Here is a 13816-nt window from a genome sequence, read left to right on the forward strand (position 1 = left end):
GGCTCCTCTCTAAGTGTCCTCTCCGGGTGTCCTCGTACCCCACGCACCTGTGCGTCTCGCCCCGCCTGGGGCTGTCCGTCCTCCCGGTCACCAGCGTGTCCGCTCAGCCACGCGGTCCAGGTAGGAGACGAGGCTGCCGCGCGCCTGCGCCACGGAGTCGCCTCCGGTCTTGTCAGTCAGGACGTCTGCCAGCACCAGCGCCGTCATGGCCTGGGCGATCACGGCACCTGGGACGACGGCACAAGTGTCAGAGCGCTGGTGCAGCCCGGTCGCCTCCTCTCCTGTAGCCATGTCCACGGTGCGAAGCGCCCGCGGCACCGTGGAGATCGGCTTGAAGGCGGCACGGACCCGGACCGGAGAGCCGTTGGAGATACCGCCCTCCACCCCGCCGGCACGGTTGGAGGCACGGGTGACACCACCTGAGCGGACCGAGAGGATCTCGTCGTGGGCGGCGGAGCCTCTGAGCTGCGCCTGGGCAAAGCCGTCACCCACCTCCACGCCCTTGACCGCCTGGATGCTCATGAGCGCGCCGGCCAGGCGGGCGTCCAGACGTCGGTCGGCCTGGACGTGGGAGCCCAGCCCCACTGGGACGTCGGCAGCGACCACCTCGACGACTCCCCCCAGGGTGTCGCCCGCCTTCCTGGCCTCGTCGATCAGCGAGACCATGGCGGCGCTGGTCTCCGGGTCGGTGCAGCGCACCGGGTCGGCGTCCAGGCGCGCGGTGTCCTGCGGCTGCGGCGGGGCGATGTCCTCAGGCAACTCAACTGTCCCGACACGTACGACGTGGCTGACCAGCCTGATCCCGGCAACCTGCTCCAGGAGCGCCTCCGCCACCGCGCCCAGGGCGACCCGGGCTGCGGTCTCACGCGCCGAGGCGCGCTCCAGGACCGGGCGCGCCTCCGGCAGGTCGTACTTGAGCATCCCCGGCAGGTCTGCGTGGCCGGGACGAGGCCTGGTCAGCGGCCTGTTGCGGGCCAGCTCCCGCTCGTCGCCGGTTCCCGCGTCCACGAGGAGCGCCTCCGCCTCCACCGGGTCGGCGCTCATGACCGTGGACCACCGGGGCCACTCAGAGTTGCCGATCTGCAGGGACACGGGGCTGCCGATCGTGCGGCCGTGCCTGACCCCCCCCAGGATCCTCAGCTCGTCGCGCTCGAAGGACTGCCGGGCACCACGGCCGTGCCCCAGGCGACGGCGAGCCAGAGCACTGCGGATGTCCTCACTGGTAATCTCCACGCCCGCCGGGACACCGTCGATCACTGCGGTCAGGGCCTCGCCGTGGGACTCGCCGGCCGTCATCCAATGCAGCATGGAACCGATCATCCCACACTGCGGCCCGCAACCAGGCACCCGGCCGCCCCGGCTCGGGCGCGCCCTGCAACAGGGTGTGGACTACAGGGCGTGCAGGAGGGCGTCTCGTAAGGAGGCGACACCAGGGTCTCGACCTGTCATCAGCCTGACCTGGGGCACTGCCTGGTGCAGCAGCATGAGCCAGCCGGGTGCCACTGCCCCGCCTGCGCCCTCCCAGGCGCGGGCCAGAGGTGTCGGCCAGGGCGCGTAGACGACGTCGAGGAGGATCGCTCCTGCCGTGAGTGTCCCCTGGCGGCCCAGGGCACTGGGCAGGGCCTCAGCCAGCGTGTCCGCGCCGCCTGCGGGCAGGGTGGAGACCACGAGGTCTGCCCGGGCCAGGGCCTCGACCACGGCGGAGTCAGAGCGCGCCTCGCCGGGGCTCCAGGTAAGGGCCTCCACCTCCAGACCCATACGGTGTGCTGCGCCCAGGGCACGGCCAGGGCCAGCGTGGCGACGGGCGGCCACCACGATCCGCGTCGCGCCCAGCTCGGTGAGCGCAGCCAGGGCCGAGCACGCTGTGGCCCCGGAGCCCAGGACGACTGCTGTCGCCCCGGAGGCGCCCTGCCCGCCCGGGCTGGCCGTCGCGTGGGGCGGCAGCGACGCCAGTCCTGTCGGCGCCTGGGTGGACCGTGCCGCAGTCGTCTCACGTACCGCCTCGGCGATCCCGGCCACATCCGTGTTGAACCCTGCCAGCAGGGCCGAGCCCGTGCCCGAGCGCTGAGCCACGACGGTGTTGACCGAACCCACCGCCCGGGCGAGGGGGTCAACCACGTCCAGCATGGGCACCAGGGCCTGCTTGTGCGGCATCGTCACGCTCACTCCCGCCCATGCCCAGCCGTCGCTGACCGGTGCGGCCAGCTGGGACACCAGGCCCCGCAGCCGCGTAGCAGGCAGGTCGATCCTTGTGTAGTGCCACGAGCCCAGGCCGAGCCGAGCGTAGGCGGCACGGTGCAGGACCGGGGACAGGGAGTGGGAGACCGGGTGCCCGACGACTGCGGCCCGGTGACCCAGCACCTGCCCCTGCTGGCCGGTGCTGTCCTGCCCGGCAGGACCTGCCCCCGGCCCCGCCACAGGCCTCGCGGGTCTCACAGGCCTATGACCCGGCATCAGGGGTGGCCGTGGCCGGGTCGGGTGCAGCCGTGGCAGTCGCCGTGGCACCCTGACAGACCTCCCGGTTCTCACGGCAGTAGGCGTTGAGCTTCTCCGTGTTGGCCTCCTGCTCCTCCAGCGTCGTGGCAAAGAGCGTCTCGCCCGTGGTCAGGTCAACTGTCACGAAGTACAGCCAGTCGCCCTCGGGCGGGTCCAGCACGGCCGAGATAACCTCCTGTCCCGGGCTTCCGATCGGGGTCGGCGGCAGACCGGCGTGCTGATAGGTGTTGTAGGCGTTGGAGGCGTCGGCTGTGTCCTCCGGGGAGGGAATGCCTCCCACGCGCCCCAGGCCGTACAGGACGGTGGAGTCCATCTGGAGCATGCCCTGGGTCTCACCCTCCGTGTCCGCGATGCGGTTGTCGATGACTCGGGCCACCTGGCCGTAGTACTGGGCCTGGGAGACCTCACGCTCCACGATGGAGGCCTTGGTGAGGACCTCCTCGTAGTCCTCCTCCTTCACGCCGACGGCGCGCAGGTTGGAGATCGTGGTGGAGACCATCTGTGCCACCACGTCCGTAGCAGTGTCGTCCTCGCCGATGTCATAGGTGGACGGTGCCAGCCAGCCCTCGACATCACCGCCTGCCTGCTCCGGCAGGCCGATGGTCTCAGTATCGGCGTAGGCTTCGTCAACCTCCTTCTCGGTGAAGCTGCCCACGCTCATGAGCCGCTCCTTGACCTGGTTCTTGGTGAAGCCCTCAGCAACGGTCAGGCTGTGCTCGGCCTTGGACGCCGGGTCCAGGAGCGTGGCCACGGCGTTGGCCGCAGACATGTGCGTCTTGAGCGTGTAGGTCCCCGGCTGGATGCTGCCCGACTTCTCGTTGGCCTTGTAGGCCTCGACGAAGGCGGCGGCGGAGGCGACCACGTCGGCCTCCTCCAGGAGCGCGCCGATATCGCGCCCAGAGGCTCCCTCAGGAACCGTGACGACCACCTCCTCCTCACCGGCTCCCTCATAGTCCTCCGCCGAGGTCGTGGAGGAGCTGTCACGCATGACACCCAGCGCCTGGTAAGCCACCACGCCCACGGCGACCAGGACGACGACAAGGACCACGGAGGTCAGCCAGCGACGCCGACGCCTACGACGACGCCGCTCCTTCTTCTCCGCACGCCGTGACCGGCGGCCCCTGGGCCCGTGACCGGCATCCACCCCGTCCTGACGCTGGATGCCAAGCTCAGCAAAGAAGTCGTCCTGACTCACGTGCTGCCTCTCTTGCTCGGGGGGACTCTCTCACCAGGCGGTCGCCCGGTGAGCCGCTCGGTCTCAAGAGCCTGCTCCAGTATGACGACCGCCGCCGCCTCGTCGACGACGCCACGAAAGGTCCTCTCCCGCAGGCCTGCCTCGTGCAGGCGGCGGTGGGCCGTCACCGTTGTGAGGCGCTCGTCAACCAGGCGCACGGCTACCGGTGCGACAGCACTGGCAAGAGCGCGAGCCCAGCGGCGGGAGTCCCGTGCTGAGGAGGAGGACCTGCCTCCTGCCATGCTCCGAGGAAGGCCGACAAGAACCTCAAGCGCAGCGTACTCCTCGACAAGATCAGCTGCCTCCTCACGATCAGTACCATAGCGGTCACGTCTGAGCGTGAGCACCGGGACGGCGAGGATTGCCTCCTGGCCGCAACGGGCGACACCAATACGCGAGGTGCCCACATCAAAGGCCAGGCGCACCCCGGAGCGCACAGCAGACGCAGACACAGAGCCTGCCTCAGGACTGCAGGGCTGCCACGATGGCCTGCAGGGCCTCGGGCAGGGCCTCGGCACTGCGCCCACCGCCCTGGGCCAGGTCGTCCTTGCCCCCGCCTCCGCCACCCAGTGCCTGGGCGGCGACCTGGACTAGGGCACCGGCCCTGACCCCGTGCTGGCGGGCCGGGGCATTGGTCGCCACGACGACGACAGGCCGCCCAGAGACGACACCACCCACGGCGACCACCGTCGGCTCGCTGTCACCCAGCCGCTGTCGCACGTCCAGGACCAGGGGCCGCAGGACGTCGGCCGAGGACACCTCGCCCAGGCTCAGGGCGGCCAGCCGCACCTCGCCGACTCTGCGCGTGCTCGCGACGATGTCGGCGGCACGCGCCGCCGTGGCCAGCTGCTCAACTGCCGCCAGCTTCTTCTCCGCCTCCTTGAGCCGTCTCATGAGGGAGTCCACGCGCTCAGGCAGGTCCTCGGGACGGCCGCCGACCATTTCCGACAACTGGGAGACCAGCGCGTGCTCCCTGGCCTGGAAGTCATAGGCGCCCTCGCCGACGAGCGCGTCGATACGACGCACTCCCGACCCGATAGAGGCCTCTCCCAGCACGGCTACCCGGCCGATCGTGCCGGTGGTGGGAACGTGCGTGCCGGCGCACAGCTCACGTGACCAGTCCCCTCCGATGGAGACCACGCGGACACGGCGGCCGTACTTCTCCCCGAACAGCGCGATGGCACCGCTGGCCCGGGCGGCGTCAATGTCCATGACCTCGTCGGTCACGGCCAGGTCCTCAGCGAGCCTGGTGTTGACCAGCTCCTCGATACCAGCGACCTGGTCCTCGGCCAGGGCGGAGCCGTGGCGGAAGTCGAAGCGCAGTCGCGAGGGGGAGTTCTCGCTTCCCGCCTGGGTGGCGCTGGCGGAGACGACCTCGTGCAGGGCGCGGTGGACCATGTGCGTGGAGGTGTGGGCGCGCGCGATGGCCAGGCGACGGTCCGCGTCGATCTGGGCGAAGGCCTTCTCCCCGATCCGGACCGTCCCCTCGGTGAGGGTACCCCGGTGCACGGACAGGCCCTTGACCGGGGCCTGGACGTCGTTGACCTCGACCACCCCGCCGTCAGCAAGACGGATCACCCCCTGGTCTGCCAGCTGGCCGCCCATCTCTGCCCAGAAGGGGGTCCGGTCCAGGACCAGCTCGACCTCGGTGGGGGCAGTCACAGCCGCCTGGGGAGCCCCCTGGACCAGGAGCCCGGTGACGGTCCCCTCGGCCGCGATGTCCGTGTATCCCAGGAAGGTGGAGCCACCGCCCATCTCCTTCTCCAGCTCCTGGAAGACACGCAGGTCGGCGTGACCGGTCTTCTTGGCCTGGGCGTCGGCACGAGCCCGCTGCTTCTGCTGCTCCATAAGGCTGCGGAAGGCGGCCTCGTCAACGGACACCCCCTGCTCAGCCGCCATCTCCAGGGTCAGGTCGATGGGGAAGCCGTAGGTGTCGTGGAGCTCGAACGCGCTGTCCCCGGTGACGGTGGGGCGTCCCGAGGTCCCGGCGCGCTTTCTTGCGGTCACGACAGCCGTGTCCAGGATCGTGGTCCCGGCGGCCAGGGTGCGACGGAAGGCCTCCTCCTCGCCGCAGGCGACGTCCCGGATGATGTCCCAGTCCTCCTCCAGCTCAGGGTAGGAGGCGCTCATGACATCCTTCGAGGTGGTCAGCAGCGTCGGCATCGTCGCCTCCTCCACCCCCAGCAGGCGCATCGAGCGCACGGCCCGGCGGATAAGACGGCGCAGGACGTAGCCCCGGCCGTCGTTTCCAGGCCTCACCCCGTCCCCGATCAGCATGAGCGCGCTGCGCACGTGGTCGGCGACGACCCGCATGTTGACGTCGTCAGAGTAGGCGGACTGGGCCGAGGAGGTCGCAGAGGCTACGGAGCCGTAGGTCTTCCCGCTCATCTCCTCCACCGCGGTGATGACGGGGCGGACCTCGTCGATCTCGTACATGTTGGGCTTGTCCTGCAGCAGGAAGGCCAGCCGCTCCAGCCCGAGCCCGGTGTCAATCGCGGTGCGGTCAAGCCTGCCCACCAGCTCGAAGTCGTGGCCCTCGCCCTCACCACGCACGAACTCGTCAAACACCAGGTTCCACACCTCCAGGAACCGGTCCCCACCGGCGTCCACGGCCGGCCCGCCGTCAGGGCCGAAGGCGGGGCCGCGGTCGTAGTGGATCTCACAGCACGACCCGGCAGGCCCAGGCTGACCCGTGGACCAGGAGATCTCCTCGAAAGGAAGGGTCTGGATCCGGTCGGCGGGCACGCCGACCACTCTGGTCCAGTGGTCGTAGGAGACCGTGTCCTCCTCCCAGATGGTCATCCACAGACGGTCCCCGTCCAGACCGTAGCCACCCTCCTGCCGGGACCCGGTCAGCAGGCCCCAGGCAAGGTCGATGGCGCCCTCCTTGAAGTAGTCCCCAAAGGAGAAGTTGCCGCCCATCTGAAAGAACGTCCCGTGACGAGTGGTCCTGCCGACGTTGTCGATGTCGTTGGTGCGGATGCACTTCTGCACCGAGGCGGCCCTGGGCCACGGCGGCTCCTCGGTACCCAGGATATAGGGGATAAAGGGGACCACGCCGGCGATGGTGAACAGGATCGAGGGCTCGGGGGACACCAGTGGCACCGAGGGTCGGATCTCGTGGCCGTTGGCAGCAAAGTAGTCCAGCCAGCGTCGGCGGATCTCGGAGGTTCTCATGAGCTCCTCATCTGGTTGTCGGTGTCGCGGCCGGCACGGGCACAGTGCCCACGCAGACGACTGGAAGTCGACCGATGACCGGTCCGCCGCGAGCCCTGCCCGCCCGGCAGACCGGCGCACCGGCCGTCCGCGAGGTCATCGCGAGTAGTACTCAACCACCATCTGCACGTCGCAGGTCACCGGAACCTCGTCGCGCTTGGGGCGACGCACCAGCGTCGCGGACAGCTTCTCCAGGTCCACGGTCAGGTAGTCGGGAACGGCGGGCAGCACGTCGCGGTGCGTGCCCGCAGCAGCGACCTGGAAGGGGACCATGACCTGGGAGCGGGGCCGCACCTGGATCGTCTGGCCGGGCCTGACCCGGAAGGAGGGGCGGTCGACCACCCTGCCGTCCACGAGGATGTGACGGTGCACGACGTTCTGGCGGGCCTGGGCGATGGTACGGGCGATGCCGGAGCGCAGGACGAGGGCGTCCAGCCGCATCTCCAGCAGCTCAACGAGCGACTCACCCGTCAGTCCCCTCTCGCGACGGGCCTCCTCAAAGACCCGCTGGAGCTGGGCCTCACGTATGCCGTACTGGGCACGCAGCCGCTGCTTCTCCTTCAGGCGCACGGCGTAGTCGGACTCGGTACGCCGACGCGCGCGACCGTGCTCGCCAGGACCGTAGGGGCGCTTCTCGAAGTAGCGCACCGCCTTGGGTGTCAGCGGGATACCCAGCGCACGGGACAGACGGACCTGACGGCGGGAACGTGATGAGCTCATGCTCGCTTCTTCCTGTCGGAGTAGTGTTCGCACGTCACAGGTATGCCCTGCGACGCGGGGCCAGCCACGGACGGGCCAGGACCCCAGGAGGCCTGCACGTCAGGAGCGGGGCACGCCCCAACCGTGCGGCTGCTGAACTCTAGCGCGAACCAGTCGGCACACGCACCTTCCCGGTCCGGCTGTGAGCCGATCCTCACACCTCTTCGCACCCGGTCCCCGCACGTGGCCCTCTGCGCGCCGCTGTCAAGCCGGAGCCGAGGGCAGCCGGGGCACTGCACCACCCGGCGGGCCTCAGCGGGAAGCGGAGCTGCCACCTGACGAGCGCCGCAGCACCAGGACCGCTACCACCACGAGGAAGACGCTGAACATCCAGGAGGTCGCCCCGGGAGGTACCCGGGCTGCCAGGAGCGCCCCCACGGGCGAGGCCACGGAGGAGGCCAGGCCGGTCACTGCCCCGGTGGCCAGGTCCGCGTGCCCGCGCCGCAGGTGGGCCACCGCCCCGGACACAGCGGTGGGAACCATGACAGCCAGGGAGGTACCCCGGGCCAGCAGGTCCCCCAGCCCGACAGCAGCCTCCAGGCCCGGCACGACCACGACGCCCCCTCCGACCCCCACCAGGCCGGACAGGACGCCCGCCGCCAGTCCCACCACGACCAGCGCCACCACCCTCACCGGGTCCAGGACCAGGTCCGCGTGCCGTACCGGGGGCACGACCTGCTGGGACACCAGGACAAGGATGACAAAGGTGGCAAAGGTCCACGGGAGTACCCTGGCGGGCAGGCGGTGGAGCAGCCAGGCCCCCACCTGGGCACCCACCAGGGTCCCCGCCAGGAGGACGACGGCCGCCACCACGGAGACCTGGCCTCGCAGGCCGTAGGTCAGCGCGCCGACGACAGAGGTGGGCAGGATCGCCACCAGGGAGGTCGCGGCGGCACGCCTGTGGTCCAGCCCGAGGACGCCCACCAGGGCGGGCACCAGCAGTACTCCCCCGCCGACACCGAAGAGCCCGGAGAGCAGGCCCGCTGCCAGGCCGACAAGCACCATCAGCAGCCTTCTGGGCACGGCTGCGCCCATTATTCTGCCCCTGTCCCTGCCTCCGTCGCGTCCTGCCCCCGTCATGCCCCGTGTGCCGCTCACCGAGACAGCCTACGACTGTCCGGTGCCCGGGAAGTCCTGCCGGGAGCGCTCAGGCGCGGGAGCGTGGGTCCAGGTAGTCCCTGCCGCGGCACCAGGACCGCCCCCAAGGCTCTCACCGGGGCTCAGGATGGATCGCACCCGAGCCAGCCGCTGGGAGACACGGTCCTCATACCCGTTGGTAGTGGGCTGGTAGTACCGGGTGCCGTCCAGGTCCTCGGGCATGTAGGCCTGGGCTACCACCGAGTGCGCGAAGTCGTGAGGGTAGAGGTAGCCCTGCCCGTGCCCCAGCACCTGTGCGCCGGCGTAGTGGGCGTCCCGCAGGTGGGAGGGTACCGCGCCGCCGCGCCCCGCCCTCACGTCCTCCAGTGCCCGGCTCAGGGCCGTGGCCACTGCGTTGGACTTCGGTGCCGTGGCCACGGCCAGCGCGGCCTGGGCCAGCACAAGACCGGACTCAGGCATCCCGATCGCCGCCACCGCCTGCTGGGCAGCGACGGCGGTTGACAGCACCGAGGGGTCCGCCAGCCCCACGTCCTCGGAGGCGTGGACGACGATCCGCCTGGCGATGTAGCGGGGATCCTCACCCGCAGCGATCATCCGTGCCAGGTAGTGGATCGTGGCATCCGGGTCGGAGCCCCGCATCGACTTGATAAAGGCGCTGGTAACGTCGTAGTGCTGGTCCCCCTGGCGGTCATAGCGCACCGCCGAGGTGTCCGCAGCACGCTCCACGTCCTTCACTGTGATGCTGGGGACGGCGCTGGGGGCCGCAGGGGCACCACTGTACCCAGCGCCACGCGGCCCCTCCGTCAGGACCGCCCCCGCAGCCGCCTCCAGGACCGTCAACGCCCTGCGTGCGTCGGAGCCAGCCATGCGCACCACCTGGTCGCAGGCCTCCTCCTCAAGGGTGACTGCCCCGGCCAGCCCGCGCTCATCGGTGAGGGCGCGCTCCAGCAGGCACCTCACGTCCTGGGCGCCCAGGGGACGGAGGGTCAGCAGGAGGGAGCGTGACAGCAGAGGTGAGACCACGGAGAAGGAGGGGTTCTCCGTGGTCGCCGCTACCAGGGTCACCCACCGGTTCTCCACGCTGGGCAGCAGGGCGTCCTGCTGGGAGCGTGAGAAGCGGTGGACCTCGTCCACGAAGAGCACCGTCTCCTGCCCCGACGCCGCCAGCTGACGGCGGGCGTCGCTGACGACGGAGCGTACCTCCCTGACTCCGGCGGTCACTGCGGACAGCTCGACGAAACGACGCCCGCTGGCTCGGGCCACCAGGTAGGCCAGCGTCGTCTTACCGGTCCCCGGCGGGCCCCACAGGATGACCGAGGACACCCCCGCGCCCCGGTCCTCACCTGCTCCTGACGACTCCACAAGACGTCGCAGCGGTGCCCCCGGCCCCAGAAGGTGGTCCTGTCCCTGGACCTCCTCCAGGGTGCGCGGACGCATGCGCACCGCCAGCGGTGCGCGGCGGTGGGTCGGCAGCCCGGCGTCGTCGGTGCCCACAGACTCGAACAGGTCCATAGGCACCGACCATAGCCCGTGAGCCGACGAGAGGGTCGCAAGGGGGTACGGTGACGTCAGCAGGCTCCCGGGAAGCCTACGGTGCACGCGCCGGGTACTCGGTCGGGCGCGGCGCAGCCCTTGTCCTTCCCATGAGTGTCGGCACATGGTGCAACAATGCCGTCATGCTCGGCTGGCTCTCCTACCGTGTCTTCAAGGACGCCTGGCTCGTCGTCGTGACCTGGCTCGTCCTGTCGACGGTCCTGGTAGTCGCGGCGCTGACCGGCCTGGGAGGACAGAACCTGTTCTCCCGCCTCCACAGCGTGACAGCTGACACCCCAGGGACCCAGAGCGCTGAAGGCGACTACGTCCTGGACTCCTTGTCCGGTGACGCCGTCACCGTGAGCCTCCTGGTCTCGAACGTGGACCTGAGCACGACCCAGCAGCAGGAGGAGGTGGCCCAGGCTCTGTCCACCGCCCACACCGACCTGGGGCAGCTCGTGGGCACGCACAATGTCCTGGACCCCTTTGTGGTCCCGGGAATGCTGACCTCGGACGCAGCCCGGTCGATGGCGGCCGACAGCATGGACGGCTTCGTCGTCGTCGTCACGGTCAACCCCAACGGCTCTGCGGTTGCCGATCCTCAGGACACCCGCTACGCCCAGGAGGTGGCTACCCTGGTGGACCAGGTGAGCGACCGCCTGGAGGAGGTGCCCGCCGAGCTCGCCGACACCGCTCCGGGCGCCCAGGGGACCGTCTCCCACGACGGCCTCGTCGAGGAGGCGGTCAGCGGTGAGGCTGGTCGGGATCTCCTGCGCTCAGGACTCCTGCTCCTTCCTGTGGCCCTGCTGGTGACGGCGCTGGCTGTCGGCAGGCTCCTGCAGGTCGGCGCCTGCCTCCTGGCTGCCGTGATATCAGCAGCCAGCACCCTGGGGGCCGTCCACGGCCTGTCCCTCGTTGTAGAGGTTCCCTACGTGGCTGCCACTGTCTTCTGGGTCCTGGGAGGATCTCTGACCCTGGGCTACGCGCTGCTGCTCACCTCCCGCTACAAGGAGGAGCTCGGTGCGGGCACGCCGGGCAGGGGCGTGGCAGAGCCAGCAGGGCCATCGGAAGACGTCCCGCCAGGCAGCACCCCAGGCGACACGCACGCGCATGGCCGTAGCCCGAGCCCCAGCCCGGGCAGGTCTGCTCCCGTGCGGGGCACGCACCGGTACCGACGCGAGGCTGAGGCCCCTCCCGCTGCCCGCCCCCTGTCTGCGACGATGCGGACAGCGGGACGCACCGTCGTCTTCTCAGCCCTGGCGGTAGCGGTCAGCCTCTGCGGACTCTACCTGGCGGCCGGGGGCGTCCTGAGAACCTCGGCGCTGACAGGGGTTGTCGTCCTCCTCGTGGCCGTCAGTGTCTCCCTGACACTGGTCCCAGCGCTTCTGGCCCTGGGGGGACGGAGGGTGCCGCACTCCCCGTCCCGGCCCCCCGCCCTGCTCCTCCCTGTCCTCTCTGTCTTCTCCTCTGTCTCTGTCTTCTCCACGCTCTCGTCTGCGCTGGGACGCCTGCCGGGCATGAGGAGGGGCGACCAGGGGGCGGCACCAGCACCTACCCGCAGTCGTCGCGCCTTCCCCTGGGCTGTCCTGGCAGGATGCCTGCTGGTGATGACTGGTCTCGCTGTCCCGCTGGGCAGTCTGCACACGCTCACCTCGGCTGCCTCGGACCAGCTCCCAGTCGGATCTGACCAACGGGCCTACACAGCAGTGCTGGAGCAGGAGTACCCCTCGACGGTGGACCAGGACGCCACGCTCGTCTTCGCCGGGACCGGGGAGGGCGTCACCGAGTTCATCAACGACCACGTCGCCTCGGTCCCCGGGGTTGAGGCAGTTGTCAGCCCCTCGACCGCCGGTGACTACACGGTGGTCTACCTGGACCTAGCCGGAGAGCGCTGGTCGGCCACCGCCGAGGAGGCCGTCACCGCCCTTCGCGCCCTCGACCCCCCGGTGGAGACATGGGTGACGGGACGGGCCGCCAGCCAGGTCGACATGCGCACCTCGCTGCTGGCAAGCGCCCCGGTGGTGGTGGCGGCAGTGGTCCTGGCAACTGTCGTCCTCCTGCTTCTCCTGACAGACTCACTGCTCCTGCCGCTCGTGGCAGTTCCCGTCACCGGCCTGTCGCTGTCCGCCTCCCTGGGCGTGCTGACCTGGGTGCTCCAGGAGGGCTCCGGCCGGAGCCTGCTGGGCCTGGCTCCGGCCGGAGCCGTCGGTGTGGAGACCACCGCCGTTGTCACGGCCGTGCTCCTCGGGCTGGGCCTGGCGATGAGCCACGAAGCCGTCCTGGTGAGCCGTGTCGCCGAGTACCGCGACGCTGGCACGGACCACCGGGCCGCGCTACGCCTGGGACTGCGCCGGTCACGGGGACCCGTTCTTGCAGCAGCCGTCGTCACGGTGGCTGCCTGTGCGAGCCTCCTGCTCAGCAGGCTTCCGCTCATCCAGGAGGCCGGGCTGGCACTGGCTCTCATCGTCACAGTGGACCTCGTACTGGTCCGGCTGCTGCTGCTGCCCTCCGTTATGAGGATCCTGGGACGCTGGGGCTGGTGGGCGCCACGATGGCTCCGGCCCCCTGGAGCGGCCGGAGCAGCACAGGACCATGCTGACGGTGAGGCGGTGAACCAGGAGACGGAGCAGGATGCGACCGGAGAGGCTGGAGAGCCTGCCGAGGCCTCCAAGGTCACCGGGACATTGGAGACCACCAGGTCCGCTGCGCCCGATGAGGAGGTCATGGCGGCCGGTAGCGCGCCGACTGGTAGACAACCGGCTGGCGAGGAGGAGACCCTCCTCGCCAGGGCGGCCTCCTCCGTGGAGTCAGCGGATTCAGCAGAGTCGGCGTCACCTACAGCAGGCTGACGTCCCCTGCCCCTTCCCGCACAACCTCGGGGTAGTCGTCAGTCAGGTCCACCACCGTCGTGGGCTCCCCGCGACCGACCGGTCCCTCAATGACGATGTCGATAAGGTGACCCAGGGACTCCTCAACCTCCCACCCGCTGGTCTCCGGCTCGTCCTGGCCGGGGCGGATGAACGTCGAGGACAGCAGGGGCTGCCCGAACTCAGCTACCAGGGCCTGAGTCAGGGTGTGCTCCGGGATACGGACACCCAGGGTGTGCTTCCTGGGGTTGAGCGTCATCCTCGGGACCTCCTTGGTTCCCTTGAGGATGAAGGTCCACGGCCCCGGGGTCAGCCGCTTGACCAGGCGGAAGGCATTGTTGCCCAGGATCGCCACCGGACCGACCTGCGCAAAGCTGGCACACACGAAGGTGAAGTTGTGCCTGCTGTCCAGCTGCCGGATGGATCGGATGCGATCCAGCCCCTCCTTGTTTCCCGGGGCGCAGGCCAGGGCATAGCCGGAGTCAGTGGGGTAGGCAACCAGTCCCCCTTCCCGCACGGTGTCGACGACCTTTCTGACCAGACGAGCCTGTGGGTTGACGGGGTGGATCTCGGTGTAACGCGCCATGGGCTTATTGTGCCTCAGGCCCTCGCG

General features: G+C 70.0%; 9 protein-coding genes and 1 pseudogene. 1 reads left to right on the forward strand and 9 read right to left on the reverse strand.

What is annotated here, in order from left to right:
* Positions 1-87: 87 nt before the first annotated feature.
* From aroC to CWS50_RS06315, 8 genes and pseudogenes are all read right to left on the reverse strand, one after another.
* On the reverse strand, positions 88-1308 hold the full coding sequence (aroC, locus tag CWS50_RS06280; protein WP_180342478.1) for a chorismate synthase: 1221 nt from the start codon (positions 1306-1308) through the stop codon (positions 88-90).
* Positions 1309-1389: 81 nt separating this feature from the next.
* Positions 1390-2361, reverse strand: coding sequence for a shikimate dehydrogenase (locus CWS50_RS06285; protein WP_243118530.1), 972 nt, complete (start codon positions 2359-2361; stop codon positions 1390-1392).
* 79 nt (positions 2362-2440) lie between these two features.
* Positions 2441-3691: an endolytic transglycosylase MltG gene (gene mltG / locus CWS50_RS06290; RefSeq protein ID WP_127842103.1), complete on the reverse strand. Its 1251-nt coding sequence runs from the start codon at positions 3689-3691 to the stop codon at positions 2441-2443.
* Complete coding sequence (ruvX, locus tag CWS50_RS06295) at positions 3688-4167, reverse strand: Holliday junction resolvase RuvX (RefSeq protein WP_127843298.1); 480 nt, start codon at positions 4165-4167, stop codon at positions 3688-3690. The genes mltG and ruvX overlap by 4 nt, the downstream gene beginning before the upstream one ends.
* Before the next feature lie 25 nt (positions 4168-4192).
* Positions 4193-6907, reverse strand: a complete 2715-nt coding sequence (gene alaS / locus CWS50_RS06300; RefSeq protein WP_127842104.1) for an alanine--tRNA ligase — start codon at positions 6905-6907, stop codon at positions 4193-4195.
* Between the two features lie 135 nt (positions 6908-7042).
* Positions 7043-7666, reverse strand: a complete 624-nt coding sequence (gene rpsD / locus CWS50_RS06305) for a 30S ribosomal protein S4 (RefSeq protein WP_119835010.1) — start codon at positions 7664-7666, stop codon at positions 7043-7045.
* Positions 7667-7957: 291 nt separating this feature from the next.
* Positions 7958-8803 (reverse strand): sulfite exporter TauE/SafE family protein, encoded by an 846-nt coding sequence (locus CWS50_RS06310; RefSeq protein WP_243118479.1) that lies wholly within the window; start codon positions 8801-8803, stop codon positions 7958-7960.
* A gap of 123 nt (positions 8804-8926) precedes the next feature.
* Positions 8927-10315: pseudogene (locus CWS50_RS06315) on the reverse strand (replication-associated recombination protein A); the annotation flags it as partial.
* Positions 10316-10479: 164 nt separating this feature from the next.
* On the opposite strand from CWS50_RS06315, the gene CWS50_RS06320 reads away from it, so the two are divergent.
* Complete coding sequence (locus CWS50_RS06320; protein ID WP_164860092.1) at positions 10480-13185, forward strand: MMPL family transporter; 2706 nt, start codon at positions 10480-10482, stop codon at positions 13183-13185.
* Here CWS50_RS06320 and CWS50_RS06325 read toward each other — a convergent pair.
* The gene (locus CWS50_RS06325) at positions 13172-13789 is read right to left on the reverse strand and encodes an L-threonylcarbamoyladenylate synthase (RefSeq protein WP_127842107.1); all 618 of its coding nucleotides are present in this window, start codon (positions 13787-13789) and stop codon (positions 13172-13174) included. The two genes, CWS50_RS06320 and CWS50_RS06325, sit on opposite strands and share 14 nt — an antisense overlap.
* Positions 13790-13816: the final 27 nt, after the last annotated feature.

Source organism: Actinomyces wuliandei (assembly GCF_004010955.1).
Lineage (GTDB): Bacteria > Actinomycetota > Actinomycetes > Actinomycetales > Actinomycetaceae > Actinomyces > Actinomyces wuliandei.

Coding starts and splice junctions, on each gene's coding strand:
- aroC (WP_180342478.1), bottom strand. CDS start 1,308: ATGCTGCATTGGATGACGGCCGGCGAGTCCCACGGCGAGGCCCTGACC.
- rpsD (WP_119835010.1), bottom strand. CDS start 7,666: ATGAGCTCATCACGTTCCCGCCGTCAGGTCCGTCTGTCCCGTGCGCTG.
- CWS50_RS06320 (WP_164860092.1), top strand. CDS start 10,480: ATGCTCGGCTGGCTCTCCTACCGTGTCTTCAAGGACGCCTGGCTCGTC.
- alaS (WP_127842104.1), bottom strand. CDS start 6,907: ATGAGAACCTCCGAGATCCGCCGACGCTGGCTGGACTACTTTGCTGCC.
- CWS50_RS06325 (WP_127842107.1), bottom strand. CDS start 13,789: ATGGCGCGTTACACCGAGATCCACCCCGTCAACCCACAGGCTCGTCTG.